The sequence below is a fragment of the Klebsiella sp. I138 genome (assembly GCF_051131765.1).
Taxonomy (GTDB): Bacteria; Pseudomonadota; Gammaproteobacteria; order Enterobacterales; family Enterobacteriaceae; genus Klebsiella.
This window is the reverse complement of sequence record NZ_CP180447.1, coordinates 728305-745570: the sequence shown is the minus strand read 5'-3', so window position 1 is coordinate 745570 and position 17266 is coordinate 728305. Positions and strand designations below refer to the sequence as shown.

Annotated in this window: 18 protein-coding genes; 10 read left to right on the top strand and 8 right to left on the bottom strand. The window is 53.3% G+C overall.

Going from position 1 to position 17266, the window contains the following annotated elements; all coding sequences use genetic code 11:
- Window positions 1-24 precede the first annotated feature (24 nt).
- The 4 genes from pabB (at window position 25) to ACMYSK_RS03395 (ending at window position 5271) form a co-directional block, all read left to right on the top strand.
- Window positions 25-1380, top strand: coding sequence for an aminodeoxychorismate synthase component 1 (gene pabB / locus ACMYSK_RS03410; RefSeq protein WP_434640230.1), 1356 nt, complete (start codon window positions 25-27; stop codon window positions 1378-1380).
- A 3-nt stretch (window positions 1381-1383) separates the two neighbouring features.
- On the top strand, window positions 1384-1962 hold the full coding sequence (locus ACMYSK_RS03405; RefSeq protein ID WP_434640229.1) for a CoA pyrophosphatase: 579 nt from the start codon (window positions 1384-1386) through the stop codon (window positions 1960-1962).
- 255 nt (window positions 1963-2217) lie between these two features.
- Window positions 2218-3582: an L-serine ammonia-lyase gene (gene sdaA / locus ACMYSK_RS03400; protein ID WP_434640228.1), complete on the top strand. Its 1365-nt coding sequence runs from the start codon at window positions 2218-2220 to the stop codon at window positions 3580-3582.
- Between the two features lie 123 nt (window positions 3583-3705).
- Window positions 3706-5271: an EAL domain-containing protein gene (locus ACMYSK_RS03395; protein WP_434640226.1), complete on the top strand. Its 1566-nt coding sequence runs from the start codon at window positions 3706-3708 to the stop codon at window positions 5269-5271.
- Between the two features lie 67 nt (window positions 5272-5338).
- On the opposite strand, the gene yoaE is transcribed toward ACMYSK_RS03395, so the two are convergent.
- A complete protein-coding gene (gene yoaE / locus ACMYSK_RS03390; protein WP_434640224.1) occupies window positions 5339-6898 on the bottom strand; it encodes a CNNM family cation transport protein YoaE in 1560 nt (519 codons plus the stop codon).
- 447 nt (window positions 6899-7345) lie between these two features.
- Between yoaE and manX the strand changes: the two genes are divergently transcribed.
- From manX to mntP, 5 genes are all read left to right on the top strand, one after another.
- Complete coding sequence (gene manX / locus ACMYSK_RS03385; RefSeq protein WP_434640222.1) at window positions 7346-8314, top strand: PTS mannose transporter subunit IIAB; 969 nt, start codon at window positions 7346-7348, stop codon at window positions 8312-8314.
- 55 nt (window positions 8315-8369) lie between these two features.
- Window positions 8370-9170, top strand: coding sequence for a PTS mannose transporter subunit IIC (gene manY, locus ACMYSK_RS03380; RefSeq protein WP_434640220.1), 801 nt, complete (start codon window positions 8370-8372; stop codon window positions 9168-9170).
- 12 nt (window positions 9171-9182) lie between these two features.
- Entirely contained in the window at window positions 9183-10034 is an 852-nt protein-coding gene (locus tag ACMYSK_RS03375; RefSeq protein WP_123754868.1) for a PTS mannose transporter subunit IID, read from the top strand.
- A gap of 54 nt (window positions 10035-10088) precedes the next feature.
- Entirely contained in the window at window positions 10089-10547 is a 459-nt protein-coding gene (locus tag ACMYSK_RS03370) for a DUF986 family protein (protein ID WP_434640218.1), read from the top strand.
- 416 nt (window positions 10548-10963) lie between these two features.
- Window positions 10964-11530 (top strand): manganese efflux pump MntP, encoded by a 567-nt coding sequence (mntP, locus tag ACMYSK_RS03365; protein ID WP_434640217.1) that lies wholly within the window; start codon window positions 10964-10966, stop codon window positions 11528-11530.
- A 3-nt stretch (window positions 11531-11533) separates the two neighbouring features.
- On the opposite strand, the gene rlmA is transcribed toward mntP, so the two are convergent.
- The 6 genes from rlmA to mgrB form a co-directional block, all read right to left on the bottom strand.
- The gene (gene rlmA, locus ACMYSK_RS03360) at window positions 11534-12328 is read right to left on the bottom strand and encodes a 23S rRNA (guanine(745)-N(1))-methyltransferase (RefSeq protein WP_434640215.1); all 795 of its coding nucleotides are present in this window, start codon (window positions 12326-12328) and stop codon (window positions 11534-11536) included.
- 61 nt (window positions 12329-12389) lie between these two features.
- Window positions 12390-14081, bottom strand: coding sequence for a peptidoglycan glycosyltransferase FtsI (ftsI, locus tag ACMYSK_RS03355; RefSeq protein WP_434643812.1), 1692 nt, complete (start codon window positions 14079-14081; stop codon window positions 12390-12392).
- Between the two features lie 245 nt (window positions 14082-14326).
- Window positions 14327-14536 carry a transcription antiterminator/RNA stability regulator CspE gene (gene cspE, locus ACMYSK_RS03350; RefSeq protein WP_001062678.1) on the bottom strand — a complete coding sequence of 70 codons (210 nt, stop codon included), beginning with the start codon at window positions 14534-14536 and terminating at the stop codon, window positions 14327-14329.
- A 40-nt stretch (window positions 14537-14576) separates the two neighbouring features.
- A complete protein-coding gene (locus ACMYSK_RS03345) occupies window positions 14577-14693 on the bottom strand; it encodes a DUF2627 domain-containing protein (RefSeq protein ID WP_071844946.1) in 117 nt (38 codons plus the stop codon).
- A gap of 638 nt (window positions 14694-15331) precedes the next feature.
- Window positions 15332-15616 (bottom strand): YebO family protein, encoded by a 285-nt coding sequence (locus ACMYSK_RS03340; RefSeq protein WP_434640213.1) that lies wholly within the window; start codon window positions 15614-15616, stop codon window positions 15332-15334.
- 74 nt (window positions 15617-15690) lie between these two features.
- On the bottom strand, window positions 15691-15834 hold the full coding sequence (gene mgrB / locus ACMYSK_RS03335) for a PhoP/PhoQ regulator MgrB (RefSeq protein WP_041146201.1): 144 nt from the start codon (window positions 15832-15834) through the stop codon (window positions 15691-15693).
- Window positions 15835-15993: 159 nt separating this feature from the next.
- On the opposite strand from mgrB, the gene ACMYSK_RS03330 reads away from it, so the two are divergent.
- Window positions 15994-16233: a YobH family protein gene (locus ACMYSK_RS03330; RefSeq protein WP_434640211.1), complete on the top strand. Its 240-nt coding sequence runs from the start codon at window positions 15994-15996 to the stop codon at window positions 16231-16233.
- 67 nt (window positions 16234-16300) lie between these two features.
- Here ACMYSK_RS03330 and kdgR read toward each other — a convergent pair whose 3' ends face one another.
- Window positions 16301-17092, bottom strand: a complete 792-nt coding sequence (kdgR, locus tag ACMYSK_RS03325; protein WP_434640209.1) for a DNA-binding transcriptional regulator KdgR — start codon at window positions 17090-17092, stop codon at window positions 16301-16303.
- Window positions 17093-17266: the final 174 nt, after the last annotated feature.

Sequence of the window (17266 nt, the reverse complement as noted above, 5' to 3'; positions counted from 1 at the left end):
CGGTGACGATTAGGATCGAGGAAGATGTTGTCCCCCGCTATTATTACCCTGCCATGGCACCCGGATGCTGCCGAGCGCTACTTTACTCCTTTAAGTACCGCCCCGTGGGCTATGCTGCTGCACTCCGGTTTTGCCGAGCATTCACATAACCGTTTTGACATTATTGTCGCCGATCCGTACGCAACGCTGCTCACTCGCGGTGAGGAAACCGTCGTTGATGACGGCCAGAGGCAGACTCGCTCCACGGCTGACCCGCTGACGCTGTTGCAGGCGCAGCTGGAACGGCGTGGATTCACACCGCAGGCGCATCCCCATCTGCCGTTCCTCGGCGGTGCGCTGGGGCTGTTTGGCTACGATCTTGGGCGGCGTTTTGAAACCCTGCCTTCTCACGCCGCAGCGGACATTGCGCTGCCGGATATGGCCGTCGGTATTTATGACTGGGCGCTCATTGTTGACCATCAACGCCGTGAAGTGTCGCTGCTCAGCTATGACGATCCGCACGCCCGCCTGCGGTGGCTGGAAGCACAGTCCGCTGCCGCCACGGCGCCCTTTGCACTGACTTCGGCCTGGCGCTCGAATATGAGCCGCGAGCAGTACGGCGAAAAATTCCGTCAGGTCCAGGCCTGGCTGCACAGCGGTGACTGCTACCAGGTCAACCTTGCACAGCGCTTTCAGGCCAGCTACCGCGGCGATGAATGGCAGGCATTTTGCCAGCTGAACCGCGTCAATCGCGCGCCGTTTAGCGCCTTTATTCGTCTGCAGGAAGGCGCCGTACTCAGCCTGTCGCCGGAACGTTTTATTCAGCTTCACCAGGGCGAGATTCAGACCCGCCCGATTAAGGGCACGCTGCCGCGTCTGGCCGATCCGCAACAGGATGCCCGTCAGGCGGAGAAGCTGGCCAGCTCGCCAAAAGACCGGGCAGAGAATTTGATGATTGTCGACCTGATGCGTAATGATATCGGTCGGGTTGCCGAAGCCGGTAGCGTGCGGGTTCCGGAGCTGTTTGTCGTTGAGCCCTTCCCGGCGGTGCATCATCTGGTGAGTACCATTACCGCCAGGCTGCCGGGCCATCTGCACGCCAGCGACCTGCTGCGCGCGGCCTTTCCCGGCGGCTCGATAACCGGCGCCCCCAAAGTGCGGGCGATGCAAATCATCGATGAGCTCGAACCGCAGCGGCGCAACGCGTGGTGCGGCAGTATCGGCTATCTGAGCCTGTGTGGCAATATGGATACCAGTATTACTATACGCACGCTGACGGCGTACCAGGGGCAGCTATACTGTTCAGCCGGCGGCGGCATTGTGGCGGACAGTGAAGAAGCCGCCGAATACCAGGAAACGTTTGATAAAGTTAATCGTATTTTGCAACAACTGGAGAGCTAGAACATGGCGGATGGCGCCCTTGAGCTGGACGACTTTCTTTCGCGTTTTCAATTACTGCGCCCGCAGCCCTCGTACAGCGCGCTGAATCAGCGTCAGGCGGCGGTACTGGTACCCATCGTTCGTCGCCCGCAGCCCGGATTGCTGCTGACCCAACGCTCGCCGCGATTGCGTAAGCACGCCGGTCAGGTTGCCTTCCCCGGGGGAGCAGTGGATGCGACCGATGCGACGCTGATTGCCGCCGCGCTGCGCGAAGCGCAGGAAGAGGTCGCGATTCCGCCCGAGTCGGTTGAGATAATCGGTGTACTGCCGCCGGTGGATAGCGTCACCGGCTTTCAGGTAACCCCGGTAGTCGGCATTATTCCGCCAAATCTCCACTATCATGCCAGTCAGGACGAGGTTGCGGCGGTGTTCGAAATGCCGCTGGCCGAAGCGCTGCGTCTGGGGCGCTATCATCCGCTTGACGTTCATCGCCGGGGCAACTCGCACCGGGTCTGGCTGTCGTGGTATCAGCACTATTTTGTCTGGGGAATGACCGCCGGTATTATTCGTGAGCTGGCCCTGCAAATCGGAACTAAACCTTAGCATTCCTCAATACGCCATGCGCGGCCGAAACCCCGGTCGCACCGGCCCCTGCGAGCACATTGCTGCCCCGGCAGCCGGAGGGGTGTTTAAGGTATATACTCAAAATGAGAATGCGCTCTCACCATTAGTAAATCCACCGTTACTCATTAGTTTAATTCATGTGAATAGTTAAGCTGATGGTCCGGTTCCCTCTTACACTATGCGCAGTTATCACATCGTTACCGCACCTGCGGTAACCCTGTCAGGAGTATTATCGTGATTAGTATATTCGACATGTTCAAGGTGGGGATTGGTCCCTCATCTTCCCATACTGTAGGGCCGATGAAGGCCGGTAAACAGTTCGTCGATGACCTGGTCGAAAAGGGATTGCTTAATGAAGTGACCCGCGTAGCGGTTGACGTCTACGGTTCGCTTTCATTAACCGGCAAAGGCCACCATACGGATATCGCCATTATTATGGGACTGGCGGGTAATCAGCCCGATACGGTCGATATTGACGCAATACCGGCATTTATCCGCGACGTAGAAACCCGCGGGCGTCTGCTGCTGGCTCAAGGGCAGCACGAAGTTGATTTCCCGCAGGATGACGGAATGCGTTTTCGTAGCGACAATCTGCCGCTGCATGAAAATGGCATGACGATTCATGCCTGGGCTGGCGATACCGAGATCTACAGCAAAACGTATTATTCTATTGGCGGCGGTTTTATCGTCGACGAAGAACATTTCGGCAAAGAAAACGCGAATGAACTGCACGTTCCCTACCCGTTCAAATCGGCGCAGGAGATGCTGGCCTATTGCAAAGAGACCGGTCTGTCGCTCTCCGGCATGGTGATGCAAAACGAGCTGGCGCTGCACAGCAAAAAAGAGATTGAAGACTATTTTGCTCACGTCTGGCAGACCATGCGCGCCTGTATCGACCGCGGGATGAACACCGAGGGCGTTCTGCCGGGTCCACTCCGCGTGCCGCGTCGCGCGTCGGCGCTGCGCCGCCTGCTGGTCGCCAGCGATAAGCTGTCAAACGATCCGATGAACGTCATTGACTGGGTGAATATGTTTGCCCTGGCCGTAAACGAAGAGAATGCCGCCGGCGGGCGCGTCGTGACGGCCCCGACAAACGGGGCATGCGGTATTGTCCCGGCAGTGCTGGCCTACTACGACCACTTTATCGAATCGGTCAGCCCGGACATTTATATCCGCTACTTTATGGCCTCCGGCGCCGTTGGTGCGCTGTATAAGATGAACGCGTCCATCTCTGGCGCGGAAGTAGGCTGTCAGGGTGAAGTTGGCGTGGCATGTTCAATGGCGGCGGCGGGACTTGCCGAGCTTCTTGGCGCGAGCCCTGAGCAGGTTTGCGTTGCGGCAGAAATCGGCATGGAGCATAACCTGGGGCTCACCTGCGACCCGGTTGCTGGACAGGTACAGGTTCCCTGCATTGAACGTAACGCCATTGCGTCCGTGAAGGCGATCAACGCCGCGCGTATGGCCATGCGTCGGACCAGCGAACCCCGCGTCTCACTCGATAAGGTTATTGAGACCATGTATGAGACGGGTAAAGATATGAACGCGAAGTATCGCGAAACCTCTCGCGGTGGTCTGGCCATCAAAGTTCAGTGTGACTAAACCTTCCCCGTGTATATGCGCCCATCCGGGCGCATTTTTCTCTGTTATTTATTTACATCCACTACACTTGGTCGATAACGGTTGTTATTCTAATCAACACGTAGAGTCGACAGGGTGTCGCGCATGCAAAATGCACAAAAGGTCATTTCGACGTACCGCCGTAAACGGGTTACCATTTGTTTGATTGTTGCGCTCCTGACGTTGACCACCACGCTGGTCGTCCGATTTATTTCACAGCGTAGTTTAAATCAGCAGCGCGTCCAGATGACCACCAATAAAATGGTGGTGGCGATGGATAAAATTCTGCGGCCGCTGTCAGAACAACACCTGTCGTTGCTGCATCTGGTCGGACAGCCCTGCCAGGATGTCCGTCTGCCTTTGCGCAAACTGGCGGCCTCGCTACAAACCGTGCGCTCTATCGCCCTGGTTAAATCGAATATCCTCTACTGCTCCAGCATCTTTGGCGATCGTAACGTCTCGGTTCATCAACTGCAGCCAGCCCTGCCAACCCACCGGGCGCTGTTGACATTTTCGACCGATAGCACGCTGCTGGTTGGCTCTCCCATCCTGATTCAATGGTATCCATCCGCATTCAATAGCGCCGATGGTGTGATGATCATCATCAATATTGAGCTGCTGGGAGAGTTAATTCTCAATGCGAAATCATCGTTGATTACCGGCATTGGGCTTAGCGTCGGGGCGAAGAACTTTATCAGCGGTAGCGGGATCGTCGATCAACCCGCGCTTCCCGGCGAGCAGATTATTTACCGTCAACATTCAACGCAGTTTCCGTTTGCTATCAACGTCAGCGGCCCCGGAGCCTCGGCTATTGCGCTCAATGAGCTACCCGGTGAGCTGCCGCTGGCGCTGATCCTGAGTTTACTGATGACCGGAATTGCCTGGCTGGCGACCGCTGGCAGGATGAGTTTTTCCCGGGAAATCAGCCTGGGCATCGCCGCGCGCGAATTCACGCTGTGGTGCCAGCCGTTAAAAGACCTGCGTTCGGGAAAATGCACTGGTGTCGAGATTTTGCTGCGCTGGAATAATCCACGGCGGGGAAGTATCTCACCGGACGTTTTCATTCCTATCGCCGAAGGCTACAACCTGATCGTGCCCCTCACCCGCTATGTTATTGCGGAAACCGCGCGCCAGCTGCCGCTTTTCCCCAATGATAAAGATTTTCACATTTCGATTAATGTCGCCGCCCGTCATTTTGCCGAGGGTGAACTGCTGCGGGATCTGCATAAACTGTGGTTCAGCGCCTACCCCGTGCAGCAGCTGGTAGTTGAGCTCACCGAGCGTGATGTATTGCAGGACGGCGATCACCATATGGCGGAGCACCTGCATTTTAAGGGCGTTTACCTTGCAATCGATGACTTTGGCACCGGCAACAGCTCACTCTCATGGCTGGAAAAACTGCGGCCTGACGTGCTTAAAATTGATAAATCCTTTACCAGCGCCATCGGCGTCGACAGCGTGAACGCCACGGTAACAGATATGATTATCGCGCTGGCGCACCGGCTGCACATTGTGACGGTGGCGGAAGGCGTGGAGACCCAGCAGCAGGCCGACTATCTGCAGCACCACGGTGTCGATATTCTACAGGGGTATCACTACGCAAGACCGATGCCTGTTGAGGAATTCCCGCAGTGGCTGGCCGCCCGGCAGCAGGCCGATGCGGAGGCGTAAAATAAAAACGGCCGGCCTCCTGCGGAGACCGGCCGGTCATGATGACGAAAGATGACGAAAGTGAGGGTTACTCTTCTTCGTGGCTGTCGTGCACCGTTTTGACAACGCGTACCAGATCGACACGATAGTCGTTAGCTTCAAGAATAGTAAACTGCAGCGGTGCGCGTTCCACGACGTCGCCGGTACGCGGTATATGACCGTTAACGGCAATCACCAGTCCGGCAACCGTCGCGATATCCTCATCTTCATTGACGATGTCATCGAGCCCTACCGCCTGCTGTAAGGCGTGCAGGTCGGTCGAACCTTTGATCAACCAGCCGTCGCCATCGGCAACGATCTCCGGTGTTTCATCGGCATCCGGGAATTCACCCGCGATGGCTTCCAGGACATCCAGCGGCGTTACCAGCCCCTGCACCACGCCAAACTCGTTCGTCACGATAACGAAGCTCCCGCGTGCGCGGCGTAAAACGCCCAGCAGATTGATCGGGTCCAGCGTTTCCGGGACCACGATTGCCGGGGAAGCCGAGGCTAACGCCGCGACGTTCTCACCGGCCTCCAGCGCCACCAGCATCTCTTTGGCTCGCACGATACCGATGATTTCATCCAGCTCGCCCCGGCATACCGGGAACAGGCTGTGCGGCGAAGAGAGCAGCTGGCGACGAATCTCTTCTTCGCTTTGTTCCGCGTTCACCCAGCTGATTTCACCGCGCGGGGTCATGATACTGCGTAACGAACGCTGCGCCAGCGTCAGGACGCCGTTAATCATATAGCGCTCTTCTTCCGCAAACGCCCCTTCCGGTACCGGAACAGGCGCTGGACTCTCACCATCGTGGCTTACGGCGTGCTGTTTACGCCCGCCCATCATGCGCAGGATAGCGTCCGCCGTGCGTGCACGCAGCGGCAGCGTCGACTGGTGGCGAATAAAGTTGCGACGCGCCACCTGGTTGAAGAACTCAATGGTAATCGAGAAGCCAATGGCGGCGTACAGGTACCCTTTCGGTATATGGAAACCAAAGCCTTCAGCCACAAGGCTCAGGCCAATCATCAACAGGAAGCTCAGGCAGAGCACCACAACCGTCGGATGCTGGTTAACGAAGCGGGTCAGCGGCTTCGAAGCCAGCAGCATCACCATCATTGCAATAACCACCGCAGCCATCATCACCGGCAGATGGTTGACCATCCCGACGGCGGTAATCACCGCATCCAGCGAGAAGACCGCATCAAGCACGACGATTTGCAGCACCACCACCCAGAAGCTGGCATACCCCTTACCATGACCGGCATCATGCTGGCGGTTTTCCAGCCGCTCATGCAGTTCCGTGGTCGCTTTAAACAGCAAGAATATCCCCCCGAGCAGCATGATGAGGTCGCGCCCGGAAAAAGAGAAATCAGCAATGCTGAATAGCGGTTTGGTTAAGGTTACCATCCACGAAATGACAGATAGCAGTCCCAGACGCATGAACAGCGCCAGCGACAGACCGATCAAACGCGCTTTATCACGTTGTTTCGGCGGTAGTTTGTCCGCAAGGATGGCAATAAAGACCAGGTTGTCGATACCGAGCACGATTTCGAGGACGACCAGCGTCAACAAACCGACCCAGATAGAGGGATCCATTAAGAATTCCATGAGTTGCTCCAGTTTACGACAGACGGAGTCATCGCGATGTCATGCACGGCAGAGACAATCGTTGCTGGTAAAAAAGCGTAGCAGGTAGCGGCGGCAGAAAAGTGCCAGAAGGTGAAAAGACGTCGATGAGGGTCCATACAGCGGGCTATGCCCTATACTCCTGAGTAATTAAACGGAAGCTAAACATAGCAAAAAATGGAGGAAGATTGGAAAAAATTTTACCAGTCTTTGCAATAGGTAAGCCTATTTTTTGCGCTGCGAAATTATTACTCGCAGATGCGTGATTAACGGATCTTCATCACATTAATTATTTTTTCACTATCTAAAATAATTCGCGGTAGTAATTATTTTATATCTTACACCCTCACTGAATCGATTTTGTTCGCAAGAGTGATTCAGGATGTATCACATCAGATGATGCATTCACGATAATAAAGGAGGTAGCAAGTGACGATTGCTATTGTAATAGGCACACATGGTTGGGCTGCAGAACAACTGCTGAAAACTGCAGAAATGCTGTTGGGCGAGCAGGAAAACGTTGGTTGGATCGATTTCGTTCCGGGTGAAAACGCCGAAACGCTGATCGAAAAATACAACGCACAGCTGGCAAAGCTGGATACAACTAAAGGCGTGTTGTTTCTCGTCGATACGTGGGGAGGTAGTCCATTCAATGCTGCCAGCCGCATTGTCGTCGATAAAGAACATTACGAAGTCATTGCTGGCGTCAACATTCCGATGCTGGTCGAAACGCTGATGGCGCGCGACGACGATCCGTCGTTCGACGAGCTGGTTGCTCTGGCGGTGGAAACCGGTCGTGAAGGCGTGAAGGCGCTGAAAGCGAAAGCCGTGGAAAAAGCTGCTCCGGCGCCGGTTAAGGCGGCACCAAAAGCGGCAGCTCCGGCAAAACCTATGGGTCCAAACGACTACATGGTTATCGGCCTGGCGCGTATTGATGACCGTCTTATTCACGGTCAGGTGGCCACTCGCTGGACTAAAGAAACCAACGTTGCCCGCATTATTGTCGTGAGCGATGAAGTGGCGGCGGATACCGTACGCAAAACGTTACTGACTCAGGTTGCTCCTCCGGGCGTGACGGCCCACGTTGTCGATGTCGCGAAGATGATTCGCGTCTATAACAACCCGAAATACGCAGGCGATCGCGTCATGCTCCTGTTTACTAACCCTACCGACGTCGAACGTGTCGTTGAAGGCGGCGTGAAAATCACGACCGTCAACATCGGCGGTATGGCTTTCCGTCAGGGTAAAACGCAGGTGAACAACGCCGTTTCGGTCGATGAAAAAGATATTGAAGCATTCAAAAAGCTGAATGCCCGCGGTATCGAACTGGAAGTCCGTAAAGTTTCCACCGACCAGAAACTGAAAATGATGGACCTGATTGCCAAGGTGTCGAAATAACCTTGTGGGTCGGCCCCAATTTTCAACTTAAGACTTAATCAACAGGAGAAGTACAATGGAGATTACCTTTCTTCAGATTGTGCTGGTGTTCATCGTCGCGTGTATTGCGGGTATGGAGTCGGTACTTGATGAATTTCAGTTCCACCGTCCTCTGGTCGCCTGTACGTTGATCGGTGCCGTTCTCGGCGATATGAAAACCGGTATCATCATCGGTGGTACCCTGGAAATGATCGCCCTCGGCTGGATGAACATCGGTGCGGCGGTTGCACCAGATGCCGCGCTGGCATCCATCATTTCTACCGTTCTGGTTATTGCCGGTCATCAGGGTATCGGCGCCGGTATCGCGCTGGCTATCCCGCTGGCAGCGGCAGGCCAGGTTCTGACCATCATCGTTCGTACTATTACCGTGGCATTCCAGCACGCCGCTGATAAGGCCGCCGATAACGGCAACCTGACAGCGATTTCCTGGCTGCACGTGTCGTCCCTGTTCCTGCAGGCAATGCGTATCGCAATCCCTGCGGTTATCGTGGCAATCTCCGTCGGCACCAGCGAAGTTCAGGGCCTGCTGAATGCAATTCCTGAAGTGGTTACCGGTGGTCTGAACATCGCGGGCGGTATGATCGTCGTCGTCGGTTACGCAATGGTCATCAACATGATGCGTGCGGGCTACCTGATGCCGTTCTTCTACCTGGGCTTCGTCACCGCAGCGTTCACCAACTTCAACCTGGTTGCTCTGGGTGTGATCGGTACCGTAATGGCTATCCTCTATATCCAGCTGAGCCCGAAATACAACCGCGTAGCGGGTGCGCCAGCGCAGGCTGCTGGTAATAACGATCTCGATAACGAACTGGACTAACAGGTGAGCGAAATGGTTGATATGACTAAAAATACCACCGAGAAAAAACTCACTCAGAGTGATATTCGTGGCGTGTTCATTCGTTCTAACCTGTTCCAGGGGTCATGGAACTTTGAACGTATGCAGGCGTTGGGCTTCTGCTTCGCGATGGTACCGGCAATTCGTCGTTTGTACCCGGAGAACAACGATGCCCGTAAACAGGCGATTAAACGTCACCTGGAGTTCTTTAACACCCATCCGTACGTTGCGGCGCCGGTTCTTGGCGTAACGCTGGCGATGGAAGAGCAGCGTGCTAACGGCGCAGAGATCGACGATGGTGCCATCAACGGTATCAAAGTTGGTCTGATGGGGCCGCTGGCCGGCGTCGGCGACCCCATCTTCTGGGGTACCGTTCGTCCGGTATTTGCAGCATTAGGTGCAGGTATCGCGATGAGCGGCAGCCTGCTGGGTCCTCTGCTGTTCTTCATCCTGTTTAACGCAGTACGTCTGCTGACCCGTTACTACGGCGTGGCATACGGCTACCGTAAAGGTATCGACATCGTTAAAGATATGGGCGGCGGTTTCCTGCAAAAACTGACCGAGGGGGCGTCAATTCTCGGCCTGTTTGTCATGGGGGCCTTGGTTAACAAGTGGACGCACGTGAATATCCCGCTGGTGGTGTCGACAATCACCGGTCAGGATGGGCAGACTCGTGTAACCACCGTGCAGACCATTCTTGATCAGCTGATGCCTGGCCTGGTTCCACTGCTGCTGACTTTCGCTTGTATGTGGCTGCTGCGTAAGAAAGTTAACGCCCTGTGGATCATCGTTGGCTTCTTCGTCATCGGTATCGTCGGCTACGCTATCGGCCTGCTGGGCCTGTAATAATCCTGTTGTACGCCGGGGGCTTGCCCCCGGTTTTTTTTTACTGGAGGATGGATGACAATCACGGATCTGGTGCTGATTCTGTTTATTCTTGTTCTGCTGGCGTTTGCCATTTATGACCAGTTTATTATGCCCCGCCGCAACGGCCCGCTACTCCTGGCTATCCCCCTGCTCCGCCGCAGCCGCGTTGACGGGATCATCTTCGTCGGTCTGACCGCCATTCTGATTTATAACAACATCATTAGCCACGGCGCGCTAATAACCACATGGTTATTATCTGCACTGGCGTTAATGGGGCTGTATCTGTTCTGGATCCGGACACCGAAAATCATCTTCAAACCAACTGGCTTTTTCTTCGCCAATATCTGGATTGAATATAAGCGAATTAAAGAGATGAATTTATCGGAAGATGGCGTACTGGTGATGCAATTAGAACAACGGCGCCTGCTTATTCGCGTACGAAACATCGACGATCTGGAAAAGATATACAAACTTCTCGTTTCATCTCAGTGAGTTACAAATATAGCCTTCGCTATATTTCAGCAAATTTCGACAAAAGTAATATAGCCATGGCTATATTACTTTTGTTCACTTCAACCATATTATTTAACGATTTATTTACCCATAAATTCAAATGAAAATCGTTATCATTTGGTTATTGAAATAAATAAATCCTGTTATTGTTTTATATTCTAAAAATATGTTAAGGTTGCGCCCGTCGTTGGGGAGTAGCCGATTTCCTGCCTGTCAGGAAATGTACGTGTCAACATACTCGTTGCAAAACGTGGCACGTACGGGTTGAAGAAGATGTTCAATCAGGCGAGACCATAGACACATCACCGCTGTACGCGATACCCGGCTATCGGATCGCGTATATTTACTGGGGGTAGTGATGTGTCATATGGATTTTCCCCGGTCAGGACGCAATCATGAACATTTCCGCTACGATTCTTCTTGCCTTTGGCATGTCCATGGACGCCTTCGCGGCTTCCATCGGTAAAGGCGCCACCTTACACAAACCTAAATTCTCCGAAGCGTTGCGTACCGGGCTGATTTTCGGTGCTATCGAAACACTCACCCCGCTTGTCGGCTGGGGCATGGGGATGCTCGCCAGTCAGTTCGTGCTGGAATGGAATCACTGGATAGCATTCGTGCTGCTGGTATTTCTCGGCGGACGTATGGTTATCGAAGGTTTCCGCGGGACCGATGACGATGCGAGTGAAGCTCCCCGCCGTCATGGTTTCTGGCTGCTGGTCACTACCGCCTTCGCCACCAGCCTCGATGCGATGGCCGTCGGCGTCGGCCTGGCGTTCCTGCAGGTCAACATTATCGCTACCGCGCTGGCGATCGGCTGTGCAACGCTGGTGATGTCAACCCTGGGGATTATGGTCGGACGGTTTATCGGCCCGCTGCTGGGCAAACGGGCCGAAATTCTTGGCGGCATTGTGCTGATAGGCATTGGCGCCCAGATCCTCTGGAGCCATTTCGCCGGTTAACTCTCAGGCCTCGCGCTGCCAGCAATGGATCATAAAATCGGTCTGGCAGCGGAAAGTGGCCTGGGCACGCAGAGTTTCACGCACCGGCGGTTTTGCCCGCCACGCGAATGGCGTCATCTGCAGCAGCGCTTCAGCCTCGAGCCCGCTCAACTGCATTGGGTAAGCCAGCTGCTGTTGCTGACTCAAGGTAAAGCCCGCCATCTCTTCATGATTTTGCTCATGCAGACGCACCTCATCATAAATCAGCCCTTTCAGCTCCAGCAAATGCTGCGGCCCAGGTGTCGCGGTAATTACCCATCCGCCGGGTCTGACGACCCGGGCCAGCTCCTGCGCATTACAGGGGGCGTAAATCCGCACCACCGCATCAAGGCTGGCATCGTCGAACGGCAGACGCTGACTCGATGCGACGCAAAAGCTGACCTGCGGATAGCGTCTGGCTGCGGCGCGAATAGCAGATTTTGAGACATCCAGACCCCAGCAGTGGGCAGCAATCTCGGCAAACGCATGGGTGTAATACCCTTCCCCACAGCCGATATCCAACAGACGGTCAGGCGCAGCGGTGGATAGAAACGCGCTGATGGCGTCGCGCAAAGGTTGATAGTGGCCGGCGTCGAGGAACGCCCGCCGCGCCTGCATCATCTCTGCGCTGTCGCCCGGATCGCGGGAGCGTTTAAACTGCACCGGCAGTAAATTGACATACCCCTCTTTCGCCAGATCGAACTGGTGCCGCTGCGGGCAGACATAGCTATTTTCACGGCGGGCAAGCGGCGCGTGGCAAAGTGGGCAACTGTATGACATGACAACTCCGGTGTCGCTGAAAGGGCGAAAGTGTAGCGCTATTCGCCCTTTCAGACCACTGTTACAACGCCGGCGGCGCGGCATCCCCGTTATGCATCACAATCAGATTTTCCGAACCCTGCGGCATACCGTCCGGCATGACATTTTCCAGTCGCAGCACATCTCCCATGATCTGGCTAAAGACCGGCGCGGAGACCGCCCCGCCGTAATAGGCGCCGTTGCTCGGATTGTTAATCACCACCACCAGCGCAAACTGAGGATGGCTGGCAGGCGCCACGCCTGCGGTATAGGCAATATACTTATCGATATATTTGCCGTCTGGTCCAATCTTTTTCGCCGTCCCGGTTTTTACCGCAATGCGGTAGTCGCGCACCGCCGCCTTAGTTCCGCCCCCGCCCGGCAGCGCCACGCTCTCCATCATATGTTCCACTTCATGCACGACAGGCTCTGGCATCACCCGCGTCCCAATGACCGGCGGGTCGATGCGGGTGATGGACAGCGGTCGTTCGATACCAAAACCGCCGATGGTGGCATAAACGTGAGCCAGCTGTAGCGGGGTTACCATCAGACCATACCCGAAGGCAAAGGTGGCGCGATCCAGCTGACCCCAGTAGCGACGCTGAGGCATCAGGCCCGAGCTTTCGCCCGTCAGCCCCAGGCCGGTCGGGTCACCAAAACCAAACGCTTTGTAGGTATCGATAAGGTGCTGAACGGGCATCGCCAGCGACAGATGCGACACACCGGTATCGCTGGATTTTTGCAAAATGCCGGTCAACGACAGTTCCGGATAATAGCCAACATCGCGGATTCGGTGGCCATCGAGCACAAACGGATGGGTATCCACCACGCTGTCCGGCTGAACAATCCCCTGCTGCAATGCCGTCATCACCACCAGCGGTTTTACCGTTGAACCCGGTTCAAACGTGTCGCTAATGGCGCGGTTGCGGAAATCATCCAGTTTGGCGTCATCACGGTTATTAGGATTGAAGTCCGGGTAGCTGGCCATCGATAAAATCTCGCCGGTGTCGATTTTAATCAGCACCGCCGCGCCAGATTCCGCCTTATTCCAGTTTACCGCATTATCCAGCGCATCTTCGGTGACCGTCTGCAGGCGTTCGTCGATACTCAGCTGAATATTATGTGCGGGTACTGCCGCCACTTCGGTGATATTTTCCACCACGTGACCATGACGGTCTTTTCGCACCAGCCGGCGCCCTGCTTTGCCCGTCAGCTGCGCATTAAAACTCTTTTCAACGCCCTCAATGCCCTGATTATCGATATTGGTAAATCCAAGCAGGTTAGCCGCGACGTGACCCGCTGGATAAAACCGACGCGATTCATCGCGCAGGTTAATCCCCGGCAGATGGAGCTTATCAATCCATTCAGCCTGTTCAGGGTTAACCTGACGGGCCAGATAAATGAACCGCATATGCGGGTGGCTTTCAACCCGTTTAGCCAGCTCACCCAGGTTGAGATGCAAGGCCTCTGCCATCGCCTGCCAGCGAGGACCATAGCCTACTCCCCCTTTCTGCATCATCGTCTGCGGATCGGCCCAGATGGCGCTGACAGGAACGCTGACCGCCAGCGGACGGTTTTCACGGTCGCTGATTGTGCCTCGTTGGACGTCAATGGGCTCTTCTCGTAACGAGCGCATATCTTCTTGTTTAACAAGGTTATCCGGTGAAATTATTTGCAGCCAGGCCACGCGCCCTAACAGCAATCCGAGACAACAAAGAATCGCCACGCACAGCATCCCAAAACGAAGAGGGGTAAAATTTGCAACTGACTTACTTTTGTTCTTTTGCACCGTAGCTCCAGCATTATTTTGCAACCCTCTGATTTAACAGAAAATCGGCAAAACAGAATGCGAAACTATGCGAATAAGGATGTTGTTTTGCAACAAAGCACGACGGAAGGGGAGAAATGGAAATGTTTTGCAATAAAGACTAAAAAGCCCCGCAGAGGCGAGGCTTTTCTTACAAGATGAGTGGTCTTGAATCAGATAGCAGTAACGTTAACTGCTGCCGGACCTTTCTGGCCGTCCTGAATTTCGAACTCAACGTTCTGGCCTTCAGCCAGAGTTTTGAAGCCATTACCCTGGATAGCGGAGAAGTGTACGAACACATCTTTGCTGCCATCAGCCGGAGTAATGAAACCAAAACCTTTAGACTCGTTGAACCACTTAACTTGACCTTTAATCTTTGCCATTTGCAAAATTCCTTAGACTGTTTTTTTCGCCCACAGGCGCTTACATAGATAAAACTGACACACTACTGCATGAGGCACTAATATAAGGTTCGGCAGAGAAGCGGTATTCAACGACAACGTGTTTACTCAGAACTTCTTTACTGAAAATGCCACACATAAACAGAACTGTACCTCGTTTAACCCGAAACGTGTTATCACATACTACGAAAACAATGGCAAGCCATTTTTAAACGTGTCTCGATCCTTCGCACAAATTATAAGGGAATCATTTGATCACCTGCACATTTATGCGCCTTTGCCGCACGGGAAGGCCCGTGTTGCTTGCTGAGGATTAGCGATATAGTTAACCCAATGGTTGCAACTTTTTTTACCATAGCTCAACAACTTCAGTCGCTCCAGCAGCCAGGGGATTCGAACGATGTGGATTCAGAAGAGTGAGGCCAGGCAGGTGCATAACGATGCGTATAAAAGCTCATATCTATAGAAGAAAATTGGCATACCTTGAGGATATACAGGGATATAAATTGGGCTCAGGATTACGTCATAAATATAATTCATAATACAATTTAAACATGAAACATTAATGACACTATTTTTGCTTCAGACAATTAAAACAGAATGTTATTATTTTATTTGATTAACTAAAAACCCAGTAACATCAATGCCAGAATTGCGAGCCGGAACACATTAAGTGGGGGAATATGTGTGACAAAACGGTCAGAAAAGATAAGAAAAAGTTATAGTGCGCCACGCTGGTTCAGGTGCACACCTGGCCGGTGCACACCTGTCAGTTAGTTACCGTTCAGCAACGAGACGAATAAAGTCGTCATCGTCCTTTTCTCCCGCTGAAGTCTTGGCAACCTCTTCTTTCTCAGGCTCATTGGCTTCACAGAGGCGGCGCAGTAGCGCATTTTGTCGCTTTTGTTGGTCCAGTAACGCCTGCAGCAGTTCAATCTGCTCATTGGTGCGCGAACTTGCGCGATTAACAAAAAACCATAACAACAAACCGACAAGCAGCAGCACGACGGAAAGTGCCAGCGATGCCAGATTTAAGATCCCAGGATTTAGTAACTCACTCATTTCACCACCTCAAAGAGAAGGCGTACATTCTACCACTCGCAGAGCAGAAGAAAATCGGTCGTAATAAAAATGTCTTACCAGGGGATGAACTTGTTGATTGTGCAGATGCCGCTGAAAAACTGTACATCTTGATCGCACATTACGTTAAGCATCTGAGTCCACAGCAACAAACACCCTGCTATGACGACTATCAGCAAAACCCAGCGTAATTTTTTCACTCCATTCTCCGCATCAGTATTCGATGTTTCCAGGATAACATGAGCATCTTAAACCGTGGCTAACTGTAATACGAAAGACAAGTTTAGGAATCATAGACTTGTTTCAATACGTGTAGCTGTCAAAATAAACGCAGGGATAAAGCAAACAATGAGGCAACAATGCGATTAATCATTCGTTCCATTGTAGTACTGGCTATCGTATGGATTGGCATATTATTAAGCGGCTATGGCATCTTGATTGGCAGCAATGAGAACGCAGCCGGACTGGGGCTTCAGTGTAAATATCTGACCGCTCGCGGTACCAGCACCGCACAATACGTTCATTCTGATAGCGGTATTATCGGCCTTACCGACTGCCCGATTTTACGTAAAAGCGAAACCGTTATCGACAAAGGGTGATGCGAATATGCGACAGCGGGAAGCGCGTTCCTGCTGTCGCTCTGCCTATACCCGACGGTCATTCTTTTCAGAATGGATAGTCGTTATACCCCATCTGTTCAGAAATTTTACGCGCCGCCGTGTGTAACATCTCGACGTATTCGTTCAGACGCTCCTCAGAGAAACGCAGCGTCGGGAATGAGATGCTCAGACCAGCAATCACCACACCAAAGCGGTCGAAGACCGGTACGCCAATACAGCGCAGCCCTTCTTCCTGCTCTTCGTTATCTTCGCCATAGCCCTGCTGGCGCACCTGATCCAGAACGCCGAGCAGCTCTTCAGTACTGGTGATGGTACGGTCGGTGCTGCGTTTGTATTCCACACCTTCCAGAATCTGCTCAACTTCAGCGCGATCTCGCCACGCCAGCAGCACTTTACCTATCGCGGTACTGTACAGCGGATTGCGGCGACCGATGCGTGAATACATCCGCAGGTTGTACATTGAGTCTATTTTGTGGATGTAGACGATGCTGTCTTCGTCCAGCGCCCCCAGGTGGATTGTCTCTTTCGTCAGACGTGAAAGCTCACGCATCTGGATGTCGGCACTGCGCACCAGATCGACATTCTGCAGCGCACGCGCGCCCAGTTCGAACAGCTTCAGGGTCAGAGAGTATTTCTCAGATTCGCCTTCCTGAGCCACATAGCCCAGCGATTTCATGGTCTGCAAAAAGCGATAAACGGTGCTTTTTGACATCATGACGCGCTGAGACAGTTCGGTAATGCCGATTTCACGCTCTTCACCAAGCGCCTGCAGAATGCCAAAAACCTTCAAGACCGAAGAGACAGAATCTGGCTGCTTATCCAAATCTGCAACTGCCATTTATCACCTCATCGTAACTGTTTTATAAAAATTAGAACCGGTTTTTATTATAAATTCGCATCACGGCCCTCGCAATCGATCTTCTGCTCAATCGTTACAAATCTGCGACATACAGCCGAATAATCAATGCTAAAATCATTACTCAGAGAATAATTACCCTAAAGACACATACTC